At 41.9% G+C, this 20204-nt stretch carries 18 protein-coding genes; 6 read left to right on the top strand and 12 right to left on the bottom strand.

Translation table 11 applies throughout. From position 1 onward, the window contains the following. Positions 1-77 precede the first annotated feature (77 nt). The 4 genes from BFP71_RS08040 to BFP71_RS08025 are packed head-to-tail and all read left to right on the top strand — an operon-like array spanning position 78 to position 3901. Positions 78-2222 (top strand): nitrite/sulfite reductase, encoded by a 2145-nt coding sequence (locus tag BFP71_RS08040; RefSeq protein WP_069834980.1) that lies wholly within the window; start codon positions 78-80, stop codon positions 2220-2222. Further along, complete coding sequence (gene cobA / locus BFP71_RS08035; RefSeq protein WP_069834979.1) at positions 2222-2992, top strand: uroporphyrinogen-III C-methyltransferase; 771 nt, start codon at positions 2222-2224, stop codon at positions 2990-2992. Before BFP71_RS08040 ends, cobA begins: the two co-directional genes overlap by 1 nt. A gap of 1 nt (position 2993) precedes the next feature. Continuing rightward, complete coding sequence (locus BFP71_RS08030; protein ID WP_069834978.1) at positions 2994-3587, top strand: precorrin-2 dehydrogenase/sirohydrochlorin ferrochelatase family protein; 594 nt, start codon at positions 2994-2996, stop codon at positions 3585-3587. Beyond that, positions 3584-3901: a rhodanese-like domain-containing protein gene (locus BFP71_RS08025; RefSeq protein ID WP_069834977.1), complete on the top strand. Its 318-nt coding sequence runs from the start codon at positions 3584-3586 to the stop codon at positions 3899-3901. The genes BFP71_RS08030 and BFP71_RS08025 overlap by 4 nt, the downstream gene beginning before the upstream one ends. Here the strand turns inward: BFP71_RS08025 and gldG are convergent. Genes gldG through BFP71_RS08010 form a run of 3 tightly spaced genes read right to left on the bottom strand, consistent with a single transcriptional unit; the run spans position 3882 to position 7932 of the window. Continuing rightward, complete coding sequence (gene gldG, locus BFP71_RS08020; protein WP_141719712.1) at positions 3882-6383, bottom strand: gliding motility-associated ABC transporter substrate-binding protein GldG; 2502 nt, start codon at positions 6381-6383, stop codon at positions 3882-3884. The two genes, BFP71_RS08025 and gldG, sit on opposite strands and share 20 nt — an antisense overlap. Then, on the bottom strand, positions 6308-7207 hold the full coding sequence (gene gldA, locus BFP71_RS08015) for a gliding motility-associated ABC transporter ATP-binding subunit GldA (protein WP_069834976.1): 900 nt from the start codon (positions 7205-7207) through the stop codon (positions 6308-6310). Before gldA ends, gldG begins: the two co-directional genes overlap by 76 nt. A gap of 20 nt (positions 7208-7227) precedes the next feature. Then, entirely contained in the window at positions 7228-7932 is a 705-nt protein-coding gene (locus tag BFP71_RS08010) for an SDR family oxidoreductase (RefSeq protein WP_069834975.1), read from the bottom strand. A 122-nt stretch (positions 7933-8054) separates the two neighbouring features. On the opposite strand from BFP71_RS08010, the gene BFP71_RS08005 reads away from it, so the two are divergent. Then, positions 8055-8651, top strand: a complete 597-nt coding sequence (locus BFP71_RS08005; RefSeq protein WP_141719711.1) for a hypothetical protein — start codon at positions 8055-8057, stop codon at positions 8649-8651. Between the two features lie 7 nt (positions 8652-8658). Here BFP71_RS08005 and BFP71_RS08000 read toward each other — a convergent pair whose 3' ends face one another. Beyond that, positions 8659-9477 (bottom strand): purine-nucleoside phosphorylase, encoded by an 819-nt coding sequence (locus tag BFP71_RS08000; RefSeq protein ID WP_069834973.1) that lies wholly within the window; start codon positions 9475-9477, stop codon positions 8659-8661. A gap of 156 nt (positions 9478-9633) precedes the next feature. Here BFP71_RS08000 and BFP71_RS07995 point away from each other — a divergent pair, with 156 nt between their 5' ends. Then, the gene (locus BFP71_RS07995) at positions 9634-10158 is read left to right on the top strand and encodes an NADPH-dependent FMN reductase (protein WP_069834972.1); all 525 of its coding nucleotides are present in this window, start codon (positions 9634-9636) and stop codon (positions 10156-10158) included. Positions 10159-10281: 123 nt separating this feature from the next. On the opposite strand, the gene ftsZ is transcribed toward BFP71_RS07995, so the two are convergent. The 8 genes from ftsZ to mraY form a co-directional block, all read right to left on the bottom strand. Further along, positions 10282-11850 (bottom strand): cell division protein FtsZ, encoded by a 1569-nt coding sequence (gene ftsZ, locus BFP71_RS07990; protein WP_069834971.1) that lies wholly within the window; start codon positions 11848-11850, stop codon positions 10282-10284. A 61-nt stretch (positions 11851-11911) separates the two neighbouring features. Beyond that, entirely contained in the window at positions 11912-13219 is a 1308-nt protein-coding gene (gene ftsA / locus BFP71_RS07985) for a cell division protein FtsA (RefSeq protein WP_069837001.1), read from the bottom strand. Positions 13220-13223: 4 nt separating this feature from the next. Then, the gene (locus tag BFP71_RS07980) at positions 13224-13997 is read right to left on the bottom strand and encodes a cell division protein FtsQ/DivIB (protein ID WP_069834970.1); all 774 of its coding nucleotides are present in this window, start codon (positions 13995-13997) and stop codon (positions 13224-13226) included. Beyond that, entirely contained in the window at positions 13994-15364 is a 1371-nt protein-coding gene (murC, locus tag BFP71_RS07975) for a UDP-N-acetylmuramate--L-alanine ligase (RefSeq protein ID WP_088124945.1), read from the bottom strand. Before murC ends, BFP71_RS07980 begins: the two co-directional genes overlap by 4 nt. Next, positions 15361-16476: an undecaprenyldiphospho-muramoylpentapeptide beta-N-acetylglucosaminyltransferase gene (murG, locus tag BFP71_RS07970; protein WP_088124944.1), complete on the bottom strand. Its 1116-nt coding sequence runs from the start codon at positions 16474-16476 to the stop codon at positions 15361-15363. Before murG ends, murC begins: the two co-directional genes overlap by 4 nt. Continuing rightward, on the bottom strand, positions 16476-17636 hold the full coding sequence (locus tag BFP71_RS07965) for an FtsW/RodA/SpoVE family cell cycle protein (protein WP_069836999.1): 1161 nt from the start codon (positions 17634-17636) through the stop codon (positions 16476-16478). The genes murG and BFP71_RS07965 overlap by 1 nt, the downstream gene beginning before the upstream one ends. Further along, the gene (murD, locus tag BFP71_RS07960) at positions 17636-18973 is read right to left on the bottom strand and encodes a UDP-N-acetylmuramoyl-L-alanine--D-glutamate ligase (RefSeq protein ID WP_069834968.1); all 1338 of its coding nucleotides are present in this window, start codon (positions 18971-18973) and stop codon (positions 17636-17638) included. The genes BFP71_RS07965 and murD overlap by 1 nt, the downstream gene beginning before the upstream one ends. Before the next feature lie 10 nt (positions 18974-18983). Next, positions 18984-20201 (bottom strand): phospho-N-acetylmuramoyl-pentapeptide-transferase, encoded by a 1218-nt coding sequence (gene mraY / locus BFP71_RS07955; RefSeq protein ID WP_069834967.1) that lies wholly within the window; start codon positions 20199-20201, stop codon positions 18984-18986. Positions 20202-20204 lie beyond the last annotated feature (3 nt).

The following is a 20204-nucleotide window of genomic DNA, read 5'->3' as shown; positions in this document are numbered from 1 at the left end:
TTAATTGGTAGATTTTATATCCTTTTAATTTTATTTGCGTACCAGTTCCAAATAAACGAGTAAAAAAAGTAGAAATCATGGCCCTAGAACTATCCGATAAAGTTAGCCCAGAAGCTAAAAAGGACATTATTGAACTTGAAAACAGAATCAACAAATTCAATGCAGGAGGTATTGAAGAGGATAAGTTTAAGCTTTTTAGGTTGACCCGTGGTGTTTACGGCCAGCGCCAACCTGGCGTACAGATGATTAGGATTAAACTTCCTTATGGTAAGGTCACAACGAAGCAACTGATAAAAATCGCCGACACTTCTGATAAGTACGCCACTGGCAATCTTCACCTTACCACGCGTCAGGATATTCAATTGCACTATGTGAAATTGGCCGAATCTCCTGCGCTTTGGTCGGAACTGGAAGAAGAGGGCGTTACGCTAAGAGAAGCCTGCGGAAACACTGTCCGAAATGTGACGGCATCACCCGATGCAGGCATCAATTCCTCCGAGCTCTTCGATATTACTCCTTATGCACATGCATTAACGCATTATTTTCTTCGGAATCCTGTTTGCCAGGATATGGGGCGAAAATTTAAAATTGCCTTTGCTGCCGATGATAAGGATTCAGCGATGACCTACTTTCACGATCTTGGTTTTATTCCAAAAATCAAAGAAGTCGATGGCCAAGCTATTAAAGGTTTCAAAGTGGTCATTGGTGGTGGTCTTGGCGCTCAGGCTATTCCTGCCCAAACAGCCTACCAATTTCTGGATACAACTCAGTTTATCCCATTTACTGAAGCCCTCATTCGGGTATTCGATCGGTACGGTGAGCGTGCCAATCGTAACAAAGCCAGGATGAAGTTCTTGATGAAAAAAATTGGCTTAGCCCAACTCTTAAAGCTTGTAGAAGCCGAGCGCAAGGCGATCAAAAATCAAACTTTTATTGTCGATGAAAAGCTAACGCAAACGCTTATTCCAGAACAGAAAATTTTACCAAAAGTAGAAGTTCTAGATTCTAGTGAGTTTGAAGATTGGAAGCGCACCAATGTATTCGAACAAAAGCAACAAGGTTTTTACGGCGTTTGGATTAGAGTTCCTTTGGGTGACATTCAAGCTCAAACTGCCCGATCGCTAGCTGAATTAGTGAGGCAATGTGCTGCGGATGATATACGCGTAACCGTAAACCAAGGGCTTCTTTTAAGATTTGTAAGGGCTGGGGCCCTTCCATTTTTATACCAGTCGCTAAAAGAACTGAAACTTGCTAAACCTGGGTTTAATTCCACGCATGATATTACGGCTTGTCCGGGTAGTGATACTTGTAATCTGGCCGTAACGAATAGCACTGCACTTACCACGAAGTTGGAAGAAATGCTCCATGCAGACTTCAAACAACTGCTAGACGAATCTCACATTAAGGTCAAAATCAGTGGTTGTATGAATGCCTGTGGCCAACATATGGCAGCTAATGTTGGGTTTCACGGCAGCTCCATTAAAAATGGCGCACTAATTATTCCTGCCATGCAGGTTGTAATCGGGGGTGGCGTATCTCCGACTGGCGAAGGTTTTATTGCCGAAAAGGTGATCAAGATTCCAACGAAAAGGATTCCAAGGGCTTTGGCTACCATTCTCAATGCCTACGAAGAACAATACGAAAAGGGCGAGTATTTCAACAATTTTTACCAAAGGCTGGGTAAAATGCATTTTTATCACCTCTTAAAACCATTGGCCAATGTATCTTCTCTAGAACAATCCGACTATATGGATTGGGGAAAGACGGAGAGTTTTGTACCCGAAATTGGAGTCGGTGAGTGCGCGAGCGTTATGCTAGACGTCATCGGAACGATCATCGAAGAATCGCAAGAGAGGCTCGACTGGGCAAAAGATGGACTCGATGATAACGCTTATGCAGATTCTATTTACAACAGCTATAGTTCGCTGGTGATAGGTGCAAAAGCACTTTTGCTAAGTGAAGATGTGAAGTGCAACACTCAAATTGGAATTATAGAAAGCTTCGAAGAGCACTTTGGCAACTATAGTCTATTCGTTCTAAATAATGGTTTTAAGGCCTTGGTACTTGAAATCAATAAGCAAGTGCCAACATTTGAATTTGCCACTTCCTATTTCAACGATGCCCAGTCTTTTCTGGAGCGTGTACGCATTTTCCGTGACTTACAACTGAAGGAAAAGGGTGGTTTGGATAAACAGGTGATCACCGATTTTTATAAAGCCTAATGAAAAGTACGATTGACCCACAATTAACATTGGTCGGTGCAGGGCCGGGTGATCCTGATTTAATAACTGTTAAGGGTATAAAAGCTATTGCTGATGCCGATGTGATCTTGTATGACGACTTGGCTTGCAAAGATTTGCTTCAATATTCTAAAAGTAAAACCGAGCATATTTATGTTGGAAAACGGGTTGGGAAACATAGCCACACCCAAGACACCATCAATGAACTCATCGTCCATTTTGCGAAGGAAAAAGGGCATGTTGTTCGGCTAAAAGGTGGCGACCCTTTTATTTTTGGAAGGGGTTATGAGGAGATACATTACGCACAAGCACACAATGTAACTTGCCAAATGGTACCGGGTATTAGCAGTGCTCACGCTGTCCCTGCCCTACGCGGAATACCGCTGACCAGCCGGGGTATTAGCCAAAGTTATTGGGTAGTAACTGCTACTTCACAGACCAATGAGCTCACCGATGACATTTCATTGGCTGCGCAATCCTCAGCAACCATAGTCGTTTTAATGGGCACCCGAAAACTTCGAGCCATCTGTGAAATTTTCCAGCTCTTGAATAAAGGGGAAACACCTGTGGCTATTATCCAAAATGGCTCACTCAAGAATGAAAAATTCGTGCGAGGAACCATTAATAGCATTGAGCAACTAGCAGAAGGTGCGCAAGTCTCTTCTCCTGCCGTCATAGTAATTGGTGAAACCGTTGCTTTATCTGAAAAAGCGCGACTGGCTGACTTAGCCTCGAATTATATAATCAATTGATATGGCTAACGAACTATACCCCGTTTTCCTAAAAGTTCACCAATTCGATACGTTGATTATCGGTGGTGGTGAGGTCGGTTTAGAAAAGCTAACTTTCTTATTGAAAAGTAGTCCATCGGCTAAAATCACCCTAGTTGGTCAGTCTATCAAAGACGAGATAAAGAAACTTGCCGCACAGCATGGTTCGGTTAGGCTTTTTGAAAGAGGCTATTTTAATGAGGATCTAACGGGTATGCAGATTGTGATCGCTGCAACGGAAAATAACGAAACGAACGATGCTATTTATAAGGAGGCAAAACGCAGAGACATTTTAGTAAATGTTGCCGATACTCCCGAACTCTGTGATTTTTACATGGGAAGCATTGTCAATAAAGGGGATTTGAAAATCGCCATTTCGACCAATGGAAAGTCTCCGACAGTCGCCAAGCGATTAAAGGAGGTTTTAAACAATGTTTTACCCGAAGAAATTGACGATTTGCTTCAAAATATGCGCCTGATCAGAGATAGTTTAAAGAGTAATTTTGGAGAGAAAGTAAAAAAGCTGAACCAAATCACAGAATCACTAGTTTCCAAGAACAAGACACAATCCCAATGAAAGAAGTAAGCGTAAAAGAGCTAAACGAACTAAGAAATTCTGGTGCAGATTTTCAATTAATTGATGTTAGAGAACCTAACGAATTTGAGATTGCAGAAATCGGTGGCGTTTTAATTCCCATGAACTCTGTTCCTCAAAACGTTGATAAATTTGACAGAGAGAAGCAGGTGATCGTACACTGCCGAAGCGGCAAAAGAAGTGGTGATGTGATCCAATGGCTAGAAACCAATCATGGCTTTGACAATCTTTACAATTTGAAAGGTGGTATTCTTGCTTGGGCTGATGAAATTGACACTAGCGTTCAGAAGTACTAAAAGCACCGTATTTGCGCTTGCGTAATATCCCTCGGGTCACACCAAAAAGGATAATAATCAGTAGTGGCCCCACTAAATTCAGAACTTGCCAGTAGGCACGTTCTTCCTGAACTTTTAATCTATTTAATGGTCTGAGCGTAACCTCTTTGGCTCGCGCGGTAATCAATCCATTCTCATCAGTCAGATAAGTCAGTGCGTTGAATAAAAAGTCCTTATTGGCGTACATTACTTTCTCGCCTCTATCGGCGAACGGATTGATGCCTAATTCCATCGGAGCACCGGTCTTTAAGTCTCGCTCGTTCCTAATCAGGTCTCCATCTGATGCTACAATAATCTTGGTCTCTAAACTCTCCTCTTTAAAGTCATCCTTTTTGTCATTTGATAGCACCCTGTTTCTAAATACCGAAGAGAACTTACCTTCTAGTAAATAAGCCACCGCTTCTTTGCCATGCTGAAATAGACTAGGGTCAGGGGGATTTGCATAGTCTTCAAAAGCCACTCTACCACCAGCAGCAATGACGCGAGTAGCTTCAGAGGTAAACATAAAAGGCGTTTTCCGGATACCCACTGCTTTTACCGTATCAATGGTACCAAAAGTTCTCGCATAAACAGCGTCTAAGTTTTTTGTAACGGGATGTTCTGCAAACTCATTAATAGAAGCATAGAAAGGCCATGGTAGGTTAATGAGATTATCTTGATCATCGATAAAAACAGGAAAACGACCGAAGTTCTGGATATCCTGTACGTAGTTTTTATTGATCCGAACGCCGTATTTGAAAAGCAGATCGTCCAGCCCATGATCAATCGGAAAAGCGATCGTACCGGCACCTTCCGCTCGATTCATTTCGGCACTTAAACCATCAATCAGGAAGATGGCTTTTCCGCCGTTCATGATAAATTGGTCAAGCTTGAATTTATCATCTGTCTGATATTTTTCCATCGGCTTAGACACAACTATTGCATCAAAACCTTGAATACTTTCAACCGATCTGATATCTATTGGTTCTAAGTCGAAATATTGGACCATTTCAGCCCCAAACCCGATTATATCTAAGGAATCTAATTCCCCGTAGCCGGTTATCAAACCAACCTTCTTTCTATCATATTTAGATAACCGTTGAATCCCAACCGCAAGATTGAATTCTAGATTTTCGGCTGCTTGGTTCAATACTTCATCGGGTGTCAATCCAACTTTTCCTGATCCAGCTATTTCTACGGCCGCTGACTGGCCATCATAATTCATAATCACATAAGGAAACACATATCTCCTTACCTGATTTCCATTTTCGTTGTAGATAGCTTGCGTTGGTGAAAGCCTAAGTCGCTCCATCAAATAATCGTAGTTCTCGCGTCGCTCTTGTTCGTTAGCGGCCTCACTCGGATCCGTTTGAAAGAAGTTAATGTTACTTCCAGCTTTCTCATTAAACTCTTTTAAGGTTTGAACAAGCGCTTTGTTTAACCTTTGGTATTTTGGAGGTAGGTCACCCGCCAAAAGAATCTCCATGGTCAAAGGCTTATCTAAAGCGTTTAACATTTCGGTAGTCGCTGGTTTCAAGGTAAAACGCTTATCAGCGGTTAGGTCAAGCCTTAGATAAGCGTTGGCCGACACTATATTCAGCACCAAAACCACCACCAAACTGATTGCAAACTGCCGCCAAATCTTGACTCGTTTCGGTTTAAAGGATAAAAATCGGCTAGCCAATTTTAAGTGTGCTAGAAGTAGCGCAAGTACTGCGGTACTGATGAAATACGCCACATTTCGGGTATCAATTAGGCCCCGACTCATCGCCTCATAATGATGTGTCAGGCTGAGTTCTTCTATATAGAGTGTCAACTCTCCTGAGAAAAGCCCGGCCATGGAACTAATCCCTGAGTAAAGAAAGAAACAGGTGAAAACTGCGATGATAAAGGCGATGATCTGATTTTCGCTCAATGATGATGATAATATACCGATAGCTGCAAAGACGCCCCCCAATAATATCAGGCCTACATATGAGCCTGCAATTCCTGGCACATCAAGGTTGCCAACAGGATTACCCAAGGCTGAAATTGAATAGCAATAAACAAGCGTTGGCAAAATGGCGAAGGCAACTAAGGTAAATGCCGCTAAAAACTTGCCCATTATGATCTGAAAATCACTTAAAGGTCTTGTCAGCAAAAGTTCTATGGTTCCTGTCTTATTTTCCTCGGCCAGCATTCGCATCGTGATGGCAGGAATTAGAAACATAAAAACAAAAGGCCCTAAAATGAAAAGGGTTTCTAAGTCAGCATAGCCATAAACAAGCACACTAGAATCAGGAAATACCCAAGTCAAAAGCCCTATACTCGTCAGGAACACTCCGATTACAACATAGGCAATAAGAGAATCCAGAAATTGCCTGACTTCTTTCTTATAAATGGCCCACATCAAGTTTCTTGGGTTAAGTTTCTGAATACTTGTTCCAAATCTTTCTCCTGCTGCTGCATGCTTAAAATCACCCAATCATTGGCTTTAGCCAGCTCAAAGAGTTGCGGTCTTAGCTCTTGCTTTCCATCGTGGTTGATCTCGTATAATCCATCACCCAGGGATCGAACAGCACCAAATGATTCAAGTGCCTCTGTTGAAATCGCACCCTGAAATTCTATCCTTAAGACATACTGTCCTCCCGTCAAGTTTTCAACAGTATCGTCCGCTACAATCTCTCCTTTATTGATAATTATCACTCGCGTACAAAGTGCCTTCACCTCTTGCATGATATGTGTGGACAGAATAACGGTTTTATTCTGACTGATCTCTTTGATGAGATGCCGAATTTCAACGAGTTGATTAGGGTCTAAACCCGTGGTTGGTTCGTCCAAAATCAGCACACTTGGATCGTGAATTAAAGCTTGTGCAAGCCCTACCCGTTGCCGATAACCTTTACTCAAGGCAGATATTCTTTTATTTTGCTCCACCACCAACCCGCAAAGCACAATCATTTCTTTTACACGCTCTTTCAGCCGACTACCTCGCAAACCATGAAGCTCTCCGATGAAAGACAAGTATTCGTGCACATACATATCTAGATAAAGTGGATTGTGCTCAGGCAAATAGCCTATACATTTCCTTGCGTCGATCGGCTCTTTGGTTACATCTAGGCCTTCAATTTCTATAACACCTTCGGAAGGGGGTAAAAAGCCAGTCGCTATTTTCATAGTAGTGGATTTACCAGCACCATTTGGACCTAAGAATCCCAAAATATCACCTCTGTTTACTTCAAAAGAAATCTCATTGACAGCTTTTTGATTTCCGTAAACTTTGGTGAGTTGACTGACTTTGATTGACATCGAAGAACTAACGTATTGACTTATTTTTTATTGGGTCTGCCTTTTGGCATTAGCGGCCTCACTTCTACATCTACCACATGATAGTTTGGATGCGTCTGAAGGCTTTGCAATATAGTCATTGCAATGTCTTCGGGCCGCATCATGTTCTCATTGGCATTGGCAAATTCTATACTATCGAAGAAATTGGTATTCGTGGAACCTGGGTAAATAGTAGACACTTTAATGCCATGCTGTCTCAGTTCTTTGAAAATTGACTGGCCAATACCTCTCACCGCATGTTTTGTCCCCACATAACCAGACATGGTTTCCACACCATTTGTACCCGCAATGGAAGCAATGTTGACGATGTGGCCCTCTTCCATTTCGATCATATCTGGCACTACCATTTTAGTACAATAGAACAGCCCGTGAACATTTACATCGAACATTTCTTTCCACTGGTCAACAGGCATTTCATGGATCAATCCTTGGTATCCAAAACCAGCGTTATTGATGAGTATGGAGGCTTTACCTAGCTTCTCCTTTGTTCTTTGGAAGGAGCCTTGAACATTCTCCCAATCGGCGACATCGGTACCGAAAAAATGGTAATTTTCATGGTCTATTTCAGGGTTAGTCCTACCCCACCCTGCCACTACGACACCAGCGTCTAATAAAACTTTTACGGTTTCTAAACCAATCCCTTTACTTACTCCTGTTACGATTGCCAGCTTACCACTTAACTCCATAAATCTTTATTAAAATTACGCTACTCTGTTTCTTTATCTCACCTCTTCCTAAGAATACGTTGAGAGGTCTGTAGTCTATCATCTCAAATGACAGACTTCAAATAACACACATATAATGCATTATGAAAAGACTTTTATTAGCTTCTCTTACGATACTTCTTTTACTCAACCAATCCATGCTCGCCCAAGAAGAAGTTCCATATGATTGGGCAGCATTTTATCAATTAATTTCGATTGAAGCAGAAGCTTATACTAGTTTCAAATTAACCGGTGCGGTTAAGGCTAATGGCGACCAACCAGACGCAAACGATGCCGCCGCACTATGGGCGAGAGTTGAAAAGGCTGACGGGACACCAGCTTTTTTTGATAATATGGCCGATAGGCTGATCACTGCAAAAGAATGGAATAAATATATCATCCAAGGCGATATTACTTCTGATGACGTCAATATATACTTCGGTGGTCTCGTGGTAGGCTCGGGTAGTTTCTTCTTTGATGCACTGAAGCTTGAGTTCAAGAAAGCAGATGGCACTTGGACCACTTTTGATTTAAAGGATGGTGGGTTTGAAGCTGAGGTAGAAGGTAATAAAATGAAGTATTGGCTAGAAGGCATTCACATTTCAACGGATATTAGATCCGTTAAATACAGTATTAGCGCTTCTATGGATGCTTACGAGGGGAAAAAATCGCTTCTGATAAAGCGTAGAAAGAATTTTTAAAGATGAACTAGTTTTTAGCTATCAACTCTTTAATAATTAAAGTCATCCCTTTTTCCGCTTTAAATGCCGCCTCAAGAATTTTACTGATTTCGGCTTTTTCCAAGTTATCTGGGTCACATAAATCGGTAATCGCGGAAATGGCAAAAACCGGCAAATCCATGTGGCGAGCCACGATTACCTCAGGAATGGTAGACATACCGACAGCATCGCCTCCAATACGCCCGATGTATCTATATTCTGCTCTTGTTTCTAGATTTGGACCGCTAACACCAACATACACTCCTTCGTGACAGGGAATATTATTAGTTTTTGCTACTTCAAGTCCTTGGTCAATCATTTTTCTTTCATAAGGCTCGCTCATATCTGGAAAACGACCGCCAAATTCATCGAGATTTGCTCCTGTTAGTGGATTTTCTTTAGTCAGGTCAATATGATCTTCGATGATCATTAAATCGGCTACTTTGAAGTTTAGGTTTACACCTCCCGCGGCGTTAGAAACGAATAATTTTCGAATACCCAATAGTTTCAAGACGCGCACTGGGAAGGTGACGGCTTTCATATCGTACCCTTCGTAGTAATGAAAGCGGCCTTGCATGGCTACCACTTTTTTACCTGACAACTCACCGAAAATCAACCTCCCTTTGTGACTCTCGACAGTGGACACAGGGAAACCAGGAATATCCTCGTAGGCAAGCTCGTGATGAATCTTGATATCGTTGACCAAGGCGCCCAGTCCAGTACCCAGAATAATCCCGAATTCTGGGGTAAAATCAAATTGTGATTTTATAAAGTCTGTTGTTTGGTGAATTTTCTCAGAATATGTCATAGGGTAATTTTTCGGCAGATCAAATATGCAAAGTTTTTGATTTGTGTTGAACTATTTCTCAGAGATTAGGTTTTAAAGACACTTGAAATTTACTTATAGTTCCAAGGGGTTTCGATTTCAAAATATGCCATTATTTTTGGCGCAAAATATAAATTTATGATCACCATAGTTGTAGGTACAAATCGCAAAAATTCAGTTAGCCGTGCGGTTGCAGATTATTATTCGACTTTACTGTCAAGCAAGGGTTTGGAAAACCAAATTGTTGATTTAGTAGCATTACCTGCTGACTTTACACATACTGCTCTTTATGAGAACAATGGTTCCAATGAAGATTTTAATAGCTTGAGAACAACGGTTCAAGCTGCTGATAAACTTGTCTTTATTGTTCCGGAATACAACGGTTCTTTCCCAGGAGTTTTAAAAGCATTTATTGATGGGTTAAAATACCCCGAAGGTGTTCGAGACAAGAAGGCAGCGATTGTTGGTGTGTCATCTGGCGTTCAAGGTGGTGTTTTCGCCATGTCCCACTTGACAGATATTTTCAATTATTTGGGCATGCACGTGTTGGCACTCAAGCCAAAGTTAGCGGGCATAGAAAGAAACTTCCAAGACGGAAAAATAACCAACGATCTGTATAATCAATTGCTGAACGATCAAATCGATAAGTTCATTAAATTTTAGTGGGCTTCAATTTCTTCAGCAAAGACTGAGTTAAAGCCCTTTGGTAGAAATCACAAAAAACAGCCCATGGCAGTAGGCTGTTTTTGTTTACGTCACGTTATAATGCTCTTTCGAGCGTGTAGACTAATCTACATTATCATGTAAGAACTTATTGTCTCCCATAATCTCGTCATCGTCATTTAGGTTGAAACGAGATACACTTCTTTCTGAAGATGGAAGGTTATCAGTAAGTCTTACTTGTTTTCTCTGATAAGCTGGAATTTCTAACTTCTCTTTGAAGTCTTGGTTATCGATCTGGTTAGGATTAGTTCCTCTTAATCTTTCCTCCCGAATTCTAGCTTGTTCTTGCAACTTAATACGCTTCATTTCCAAGAAATTCTTATTGCGTTCCTCTCTAAAGTCATTGTCTAAAGATTGGTTGCGCTTTTCGATTTCCGGGTCTTGAGCAGCTTGCGGCTGTTGAGGCGGATACTCTTCTATCTCATACTTTTCTGCCAATCGGCTGAGAAACGAGTATCCAGAAGTCATATCTTCCTCTTCTTGTTCTTCCTCTTTTGCCTCAGGTTGAGCCTCCTCGCTTTTCGCAACTTCTGTATCGTCAAAAAGGAGTGCTTGCGAGTTGTGTTTAGGTGATAGAGAGTCGTCGCTTCTTGTTTCAATCTCGAGATTACTCTCTAGATCGATAACCCTCTTCTTCTCTACCGAAATTGTTTCCAGCTCTGGAGTCTCGAAACCTGTTGCAATTACTGTTACGCTAATGTTCTGACCGTGCTCTTGATCAATACCATGACCAAAGATGACATCGGCATCATCACCAGCTTTCTCTTGGATATATTCTGTGATTTCTGTCAGCTCATCCATTTGTAGTTCGGCCTCTTCGCCTGATACAATGGATAATAATATTCTTTTTGCCCCGTGAATGTCCTTGCTATTAAGCAATGGAGAAGAAATGGCCATTTCTGCGGCACGTAGTGCTCTTCCTTCACCTTCTGCCATGGCAGATCCCATCACTGCGGCTCCAGCACCTTTCATAACGGTCTGAACGTCCATGAAATCGACATTTACATAACCTGGTACTGTAATAATTTCTGCTATTCCTTTAGCAGCAGTGGTTAAGACATTATCAGCTTCACCAAAGGCGCTACTGATCGGCAAGTTTCCATGAATTTCGCGCAGCTTGTCATTTAAGATAACTAGTACTGTATCGCAATTTTCTTTCAACTCGGCAATTCCTGCATTAGCCGCGTTTGTCTTTTTCTTTCCTTCAAAACTGAATGGTGCTGTGACAATACCAACAGTTAAAAGGTCCATATCTTTCGCAATCTTAGCAATTACGGGCGCGGCTCCGGTACCCGTACCTCCACCCATGCCGGCAGTAATGAATACCATCTTGGTGTCATCGCCAAGCATTTCTCGAATTTGCTCTTTGCTTTCAATTGCTGCGTTCTTCCCAGTTTCAGGATTTGCTCCTGCCCCGAGACCTTCAGTTAGTCCAATTCCAATTTGTAACCTATTTGGAATGGGGCTACTTTTTAAAGCTTGTGCATCTGTATTGCACACTACGAATTCCACATCTCTAATACCTTGATTAAACATGTGGTTTACTGCGTTGCTTCCGCCGCCACCAACACCAATTACTTTGATAATCGATTTATGGTGTGATGGAAGTTCAAACATGTAAGAATCTGCCATGATTATTGTTTTTTAGTTTGACGCTTGATTCCAGAATACCGAAACCAAGCTTCCATTTTTTTTAGTATTCGTTTTTATCGTGAAAATCGTCCATTAATAAACCCTTGGTACGATCGATCAACTTGCTAAAGAATTCAGAGCCTTTCTTATTGCCCTTTTCATCTCTTCTGCCGTTTGCACCCGGTTTACTTTCCATGTATCTATTTTCTCTTTCGTCAATTGCTCTGAAACCTGAAAGCACCAATCCTACAGTGGTCGCATACATCGGACTCTTTATAGCTTCCACTTTAGATTTCCCTAAATGCTCGTTCGGATAACCAATTCTGGCATCCATACCTGTCATGTATTCGAATAACTGCTTGATATAAGCCAACTGAGACCCACCTCCTGTAATGACAATACCTCCTGCGAGTTTGCTTCCATAACCTGATGTGATAATTTCAGCATGCACCAACTCGATAATCTCTTCCATTCTTGCCTCCACGATATGTGCGAGGTTTCGAATAGAGATTTCTTTTGGCGGTCTATTTCTAAGCCCTGGAATGGACACTATTTCATTAGGATTTGCCTCCTCTGCGATAGCCTTACCAAACTTCGTTTTCAATAGCTCGGCTTGGTTTTGCATTACTTTTAGCCCTTCCTTAATATCTGTAGTAATGATATTGCCACCGAAAGGTATTACTGCGGTATGCCTAATAATGCTGTCGTGGAAAATCGCAACGTCTGTAGTACCGCCGCCAATGTCTACCAAACAAACACCAGCTTCCTTCTCTTCATCTGAAAGCACCGACATACTCGATGCCAGTGGTTCCAAAATGAGATCATCGATTTCAAGTCCAGCGCGTTTAACACATTTATTGATATTTCTTATGGCATTGGTTTGGGCCGTAATCACGTGGAAATCTGCCTCTAATTTAACACCCGACATGCCTACCGGATCTTTAATACCATCTTCGTAATCGACAATGTAGTCTTGCGGCATTACATGGATAATCTCGCAACCTGGAGGCATTACGATTTTATGAATGTCGTTGGTGAGCCTGTTGATATCCTCAACAGTTATTTCATCATCCACTCTGTCACGCGTAATACTCCCGTGATGCACAGAGCTTTTGATATGCTGGCCGGCTATACCCACATTTACCACATTAATTTCAATCCCTGATTGCTCACTGGCCTCAGCGATTGCCTTTTCAATGGCAAGTACCGTTTTGTCAATATTCGTTACAATTCCTCGGATAACCCCGTCTGAAACGGCTTTACCCATACCGAGTACTTCGAGTTTTCCATACTCGTTTTTAGTACCCACTATAGCACAAATTTTTGTTGTGCCGATGTCTAATCCTACTACAATTTTATCGTTTTGCATGGCATTATTTGGTATCACAGATGATCTGGTCTTTGAAAGCTACATTTACCCTTTTATAGGTGTTCCAACCTTTGGTTGGCATTATTTCTTTGAAAAATATTTTCAAGTTTTTGAATTTCCTCTCGATGTTATTCGCATCTCCAAACTCTAGCATTTGATTTCCGACTTGCGGATACATGACTATATCGTCGCTAGCATTTATGATGATTTGACCGACTTGCTTGGCCCAAAATTTATCTTCATTAATAAAGTTAACCATGGCAAATATGTTGGCGTCATCTTCCCGCTCATTCACATTGCTGAGTTCAAGCATATCCGAAACGTATTTGCCTGTAATCACAGGGACACGTGCTGTATATTTTGGAGAAACTGGCAAAACGTCACCGTCTTCACCTAAATAAGCGCTTTCCCCTCGGTTACTGATCAGCCTAGCCACTGGCTTATTTTGCCGTGCTTTTACCACTAAATGGCCTTTCAGGTCTCTAAATACCTCGGCATCTTTCACAAAACTGTGCGACTCAATTCTACTTTCAATAGCCCTTAGGCTTACTCTTCCGTATTGGTCTCCTAAAATCGAGTCTCCTTCATTTTCCATGATCAAAGACATCACATCAGCTTCGTCTATGAAGAAGTTTTCAAAAGCATTTTCGATTTCTACATCAATGTCTTCGATCCTGTAGCCCAACTCTCGTTTCTCTACAAAACTGATCATTAGAAAAATGATTACACTGCCTCCAATGATCCCCGCTACCCTCAATATTGTTTCTCTTGTTTTCATAATAAAGAGTTTTTAATAGGTTCAACTAACTTGTCAATATCACCTGCACCGATCGTCACAAGGACTTCTGGCTTCCAATTGTTGATTTGACTTATGAGGTTTTCTTTCGTGCTTATTGTTTTTTTCTCTGTTCGAATATCTTTTAATAATAATGCTGAACTAACACCTTCTATCGGCAGCTCTCTCGCCGGATATATGTCCAATAGTATTACTTCATCGGCAAGCGATAGACTTTCTGAAAAGCCTTCCGCAAAATCTCTTGTTCTTGTAAAAAGATGCGGTTGAAAAACTGCCGTCACTTTTTTCGTTGGGAACAAATCCCTCACCGATTTCAAGAACATTTCTATTTCTACTGGATGGTGTGCATAGTCATCGATGTAAACCACATCAGCCGACTTATGAATAAATTCAAATCGGCGTTTTACACCCTTATAAGTACTTACGCCGGTCTTTAAACTTTCTGCATCTGCACCTAACTGGCTACATACCGACATGGCGGCCAGCATATTTTCAACATTGTGGTAGCCGGGAACATTGAGTCGAACTCCTTCAATTGTTTGTGATCCACTATAGTCAAATACAAAGGCTGCATCCTCAATTCTTAGATTCGTGGATTTAATGGCACCTTGGGCCAATCCATACCCTGTTTTTCTAATCTTATCTGACGGCGTAAAGTCCTCTTTCAGGTCATGCTTTACAAATAGATGCCCACCATCATTAATCTGATCTACAAACTGTCTGAATGAATCCTTTAAGGCTTCTTTATCACCATAAATATCCAAGTGATCTGCATCGGTGGCTGTTACCACTGCTATATCTGGGTGAAGCGTCAAGAATGATCTGTCAAACTCATCAGCTTCAATGACGGCGATACTATCTTCGCTATCATTCAGAATCATGTTGGTATTGTAGTTGGCTGAAATCCCACCCAAGAATCCCGTGCAATCAATCCCTGCTGTTTTAAGCAAGTGCACAATCATAGACGAGGTAGTGGTTTTACCGTGGGTTCCTGCTACCGCAACATTTTTCATGTTTTGCGTAATCAGGCCCAATACCTCTGATCGTTTCATTAGTGGGTATTGATTGGCTCTAAACCAGTTTAGGCCTTTATGATTACTTGGAATAGCAGGTGTGTAAACCACCAATACACCTTCGGTTGACAGTTTCACCGCCTCGGCAATATGCTCCAAGTCGTCTTGGAAATGAATTGCTATACCTTCTGACTGCAAACTTCTAGTCAAATCTGTTTCGGTCCGATCGTACCCAGACACGGCTTTGCCGTTATGCTTAAACCAACGGGCTAAAGCACTCATTCCGATCCCTCCGATTCCTATAAAATAGACGCTATGTAGGCTATCTAAATTCACTCGATTAAATTGACTATTTCGTTTACTATTTCTTCTGCAGCAGCCGGTCGGGCCATTGTCTTTATATTCTTTGCTAATTTTTCTTGTTCCGCCTGATCGTTGATCAGTTCAATCGCCCTTTTGATCAAATTCTCCTTCGCCTCTGAATCTTTGACTAAAAGTGCCGCTTCATTGTCGACCATTGCCTTCGCATTTTTCGACTGGTGATCTTCCGCTACATTTGGTGAAGGCACAAAAAGCGTAGGTTTTCCAGCTATGCTTAATTCTGACACCGACAGCGCCCCTGCTCGACTGATCACCACATCTGCTGCGGCATAAGCCAAATCCATTTCTTTTAAGAATTCGAATAGATGAATCAAACCACCATGTGCTGATGCTTCAAGTTTGGCGCTCATTTCTTTATAGTAAAACTTACCGCATTGCCAAATCACTTGAACATTGGCTCCAACTAAGGCTTCGATACCGTCAACCATGCTATCGTTGAGGGTTCGAGCACCAAGGCTACCACCCAAAATCATTAAAACTGGTTTGTCTTCGCTTAGCCCAAAGTGCTTTAGTCCAGTAGCTCTTTTATTCGTCAGATTACTGATATCGCTTCTGACAGGGTTACCCGTCATTACTATTTTGTTAGCTGGAAAGAATTTCTCCATCCCTGGGTAAGCCACACATATTTTACTCACTCGGCCAGCTAGTACTTTATTCGTCAGACCAGCATATGAGTTTTGCTCTTGAATTACGGATGGTATACGCTTTTTAGTAGCAACTCTTAACAAAGGTCCCGACGCGTAACCACCCACGCCAACTACGGCATCGGGCTTGAAACGCTTTATAATTTTGCGGCTTTTTAAAATGCTATCGATCAGCTTGAGCGGAAATGACAGGTTATCAAGTGTCAATTTCCTTTGTAACCCACTAATCCAGAGTCCTTCAATTGGATAACCAGCCTCAGGCACTTTCTGCATTTCCATTTTCCCTTTAGCCCCAACAAAGAGGATTTCAGCATCTTCGAATCTGGCCATAAAAGCATTGGCAATAGCTATGGCAGGATACACGTGGCCTCCTGTGCCTCCACCGCTTATAATGAGTCGATATGGTGTATTTCTTACTTTCACTAAATAGCCTTTGCCGTATTTCTTGATTCGCCATTGATGGCAGAAAAATCTTCTCTTTCTCCTCTACTAATACTTAATATGATGCCTAGCGCCAACCCTGTAAAGATTAGTGAGGTACCTCCCATACTTATTAATGGTAAGGTTTGCCCTGTAACTGGGCCTAAACCCACAACTACTCCAATATTTACCAGCGCTTGGATGACAATGGCAAAACTGAGCCCTGCCGATAATAGCCCTCCAAAAGCACGGTCGCTATTTGCTACTACCCGCATTCCTCTATAAAGCAATACCAGGTAAAGCAGTAGCACGATGGCTCCTCCCACAATTCCATATTCTTCTATGATGATGGCGTAGACAAAATCTGCGTAGGCTTCTGGCAAAAAGTTTCTTTGCACACTATTTCCCGGGCCTTTGCCCATCACCCCACCCGTAGCGATCGCGATATAGGATTGCTCTACTTGATATGGGATTTCTGTTCCTTGAACAAAGCTCTTTATTCTACTTTCAGCCGTTGTTCCACGCTGACCTACTTTGATAGCGATGAGCCCTGCAAAGACTCCGACCACGGCTAGCATGGCTAAATATTTCATCGGTACTCGCCCTATAAAAAGAAGTAACATACAGGTAGCGAAAAGTAAAACCGCGGTAGAAATATTGGTCATTGCAATTAGACCGCAGATGCCTCCGCACCATGCGAGCATTGGTATCAATGATTCTTTGAAATCTTTTATGTTTTGTTGGCGTTTAGCCAGCATTGTTGCCAAAGCAGCTATTAGGGCCAATTTAGCTAAATCCGAAGGCTGGAATTGAATGCCTACAAAAGGAAGGACAATCCATCTCGAAGCATCATTGTGACTTGCACCGTAAAGCCAAGCGTAGAGTAATAATGGTACTGATGCGATGAGGGCGTAACGGGTCAATTTAGAGTAATATCGATAATCAACTTTATGGGCCAACCACATGACGCCAAGGGCTAGAACTACCATAAATGAGTGCCTAATGAGGTACTTTTCGGTATTTCCGCCGGCCGATCGGTATGCCAATGAGCCAGTAGCGCTGTAGATCACAAGGATCCCAAACACGGATAGACATATCACGACGATCCATATCACCGGATCCCCTTGAATATTCTTATCAGTCCACGCCTTTATCTTGTCCATCATAGATTCAGTACTGCCTCTTTAAACTTATTTCCTCGGTCTTCATAATTGTCAAACAAGTCGAAACTTGAGCATGCTGGAGAGAGAAGCACCGTATCCCCCGGCTTTGCTATTTCCTTTGCCCATCGAATAGCTTTGATCAAATCATCGGTCGACTTAACGGTCGGCACAATGTTTTCGAAAGAGGTGACGAGCTTGGTGTTATCTTTTCCTAGACAGATCAAAGCCTTTACTTTTTCACTGACTATCGCCTCTACTAGGCTATAATTATTTCCTTTATCTATTCCTCCTGCAATCCATACAATCGGTGTATCGAATGCATCGAGGGCATATTTCACAGAATCAAGATTGGTTGCTTTGGAGTCATTGATATAGTCGACCTCTTCTAGCCGTTTGACTAATTCTAGTCGATGCTCGGCATTTTTAAAGGTCTTTAATCCTTTGAGTAGATCTTCTTTATTTACTCCCGCCAATAGGGCCGCGTTACCCGCTGCCATGGCATTTTGAACATTGTGTAGTCCCTTGATTGAGATATCTGCTCTGGGGGCAGATATCTCAAAATCAAAGGGAACATAAAACAACCTATCAAATTGTATATGTGTTATCTCAGCGGCGTCTCCACTAAGCGAAAAGGGACGTACATTCAGGCCACTAGTGGCGCTGGCAATGCCTTCCCCGATATGGGCGTCATCTTGCCAATAGACAGCATGACATCCCAGGTGTACAAGGTGAAATATGCGCATCTTAGATGCGATATATTTTTTGAAGTCGTAATCGTATCGATCCAAGTGATCTGGCGTGATATTCAATAGGACTCCTATTTCTAATTTTAATTCGTAAGTATCGTCTAACTGAAAGCTGCTTAGCTCCAAGACATACCAATCGTAGTTTTCTGTCAGTACTTGCCTTGCAAAGCTTTTTCCTACATTTCCGGCCATCCCAACATTATATCCTGCACCTTTTAAAATATGGTAGGTCAGCATGGTGGTGGTGGTTTTGCCATTGGTTCCTGTGATTCCTATGAGTTTGGCCTTGGTAAACTTTCCAGCAAACTCGATCTCGGATATAATCAGGTTGCCACTATTTCTCAGGGCTTGAACGATGGGTGCCGTATCAGGAATGCCCGGACTTTTCACCACTAAATTGCTCTTTAGAATTCTGGCCTCACTATGCCCATTTTCTTCGAATTCTATACCTGCTGATCGTAACTCATTTTTGAAATCTTCGGCAATTATTCCGAAGTCTGAAACGAACACATCATACCCCTGCGCCTTTCCCAAAAGGGCAGCACCAACACCGCTTTCTCCGGCTCCTAGTATGGTTAGTATTCTATTCAATGCTTTACTTCTATCTTAATTTCAATGTGGCTAATGCTATAATGGCCAGTAGAATACCGATGATCCAGAATCTTGTGACAATTTTGGCTTCTGGTATATCTAATTTCTGGTAATGATGATGCAGCGGAGACATTTTAAAGACTCTCCTGCCTTCACCGTATTTTTTTCTAGTGTACTTGAAATAGCTTACCTGTATGACTACCGATAAATTTTCAATTATGAAGATTCCGCATAAGACCGGAATCAAGAGTTCTTTTCTGAGTACTAGTGCCAAAACAGTGATCACGCCTCCTAAAGAGAGACTACCTGTATCACCCATAAAAACCTGAGCTGGGTAAGAGTTGTACCATAGGAAACCTACGCATGCTCCTACAAAGGCTGTACAAAAAATTACTAACTCACCCGAATTTGGTATGAACATCACGTTCAAGTAATCGGAGAAAATTGCGTTACCTGATATGTACGCCAAAATAGCCAGTGCCAGCCCTATAATTGCCGAGGTCCCTGCCGCAAGGCCATCAATTCCATCTGTTAGGTTAGCGCCATTCGAGATTGCTGTAATGAAGAAGATGACGATCAAAATGTAAATGGCAGCCGTAATCCACTCCTTATCTGTTGGATTTAGCTTGCTATAATCCAGTTCATTATCCTTTACAAAAGGGATGGTGGTAGTGGTTGACTTTACATCATTGTATCTAATGGCTTGATCTGTACCTTCAGTGATTTCGGTGCTCTGTGGCTCTTCAAATTCCCTGACCACCACGTTGTCACTAAAGTAGAGGGTAGCCCCTACAATTAGGCCTACGAATATTTGACCAAAAACCTTGAATTTGCCAGCTAATCCAGCTTTGTTCTTTCTAAATACCTTGATGTAGTCATCTAGGAAACCAATTGACCCTAATGCTAGCGTAGTCACTAGGAGCAGTATAACATAGATGTTTTCTAGTCGAGCGAAAAGCAGCGTGGGTATGACTATGGCAGCGATGATGATTAGTCCACCCATAGTTGGCGTACCTTTCTTCTCCATCTGCCCTGCAAGACCAAGGTCGCGAATAGATTCGCCCACTTGCTTCTTTTGCAGAATTTGAATCAATTTCTTGCCGAAAACGATTGTAATCAACAACGAAAAGAGCGTAGCCATACCCGCCCTGAATGAAATGTACTGGAATACCCCAGCCCCAATCAGGTCGAATTCTTTGTCCAAATAATCAAACAGATAGTATAGCATTTC

Source organism: Roseivirga misakiensis (assembly GCF_001747105.1).
Lineage (GTDB): Bacteria > Bacteroidota > Bacteroidia > Cytophagales > Cyclobacteriaceae > Roseivirga > Roseivirga misakiensis.
This window is presented reverse-complemented; position numbering and strand designations above follow the sequence as displayed.

What these genes read in the sequence shown, in the direction of transcription:
- ftsA (WP_069837001.1), bottom strand. Translation starts at nt 13,219, where the DNA reads ATGCAAAACGATAAAATTGTAGTAGGATTAGACATCGGCACAACAAAA.
- BFP71_RS07995 (WP_069834972.1), top strand. Translation starts at nt 9,634, where the DNA reads ATGATCACCATAGTTGTAGGTACAAATCGCAAAAATTCAGTTAGCCGT.
- BFP71_RS07980 (WP_069834970.1), bottom strand. Translation starts at nt 13,997, where the DNA reads ATGAAAACAAGAGAAACAATATTGAGGGTAGCGGGGATCATTGGAGGC.
- BFP71_RS08025 (WP_069834977.1), top strand. Translation starts at nt 3,584, where the DNA reads ATGAAAGAAGTAAGCGTAAAAGAGCTAAACGAACTAAGAAATTCTGGT.
- BFP71_RS08005 (WP_141719711.1), top strand. Translation starts at nt 8,055, where the DNA reads ATGAAAAGACTTTTATTAGCTTCTCTTACGATACTTCTTTTACTCAAC.
- ftsZ (WP_069834971.1), bottom strand. Translation starts at nt 11,850, where the DNA reads ATGGCAGATTCTTACATGTTTGAACTTCCATCACACCATAAATCGATT.
- mraY (WP_069834967.1), bottom strand. Translation starts at nt 20,201, where the DNA reads ATGCTATACTATCTGTTTGATTATTTGGACAAAGAATTCGACCTGATT.
- BFP71_RS08030 (WP_069834978.1), top strand. Translation starts at nt 2,994, where the DNA reads ATGGCTAACGAACTATACCCCGTTTTCCTAAAAGTTCACCAATTCGAT.
- BFP71_RS07965 (WP_069836999.1), bottom strand. Translation starts at nt 17,636, where the DNA reads ATGGACAAGATAAAGGCGTGGACTGATAAGAATATTCAAGGGGATCCG.
- BFP71_RS08010 (WP_069834975.1), bottom strand. Translation starts at nt 7,932, where the DNA reads ATGGAGTTAAGTGGTAAGCTGGCAATCGTAACAGGAGTAAGTAAAGGG.
- BFP71_RS08000 (WP_069834973.1), bottom strand. Translation starts at nt 9,477, where the DNA reads ATGACATATTCTGAGAAAATTCACCAAACAACAGACTTTATAAAATCA.
- cobA (WP_069834979.1), top strand. Translation starts at nt 2,222, where the DNA reads ATGAAAAGTACGATTGACCCACAATTAACATTGGTCGGTGCAGGGCCG.
- gldA (WP_069834976.1), bottom strand. Translation starts at nt 7,207, where the DNA reads ATGTCAATCAAAGTCAGTCAACTCACCAAAGTTTACGGAAATCAAAAA.
- BFP71_RS08040 (WP_069834980.1), top strand. Translation starts at nt 78, where the DNA reads ATGGCCCTAGAACTATCCGATAAAGTTAGCCCAGAAGCTAAAAAGGAC.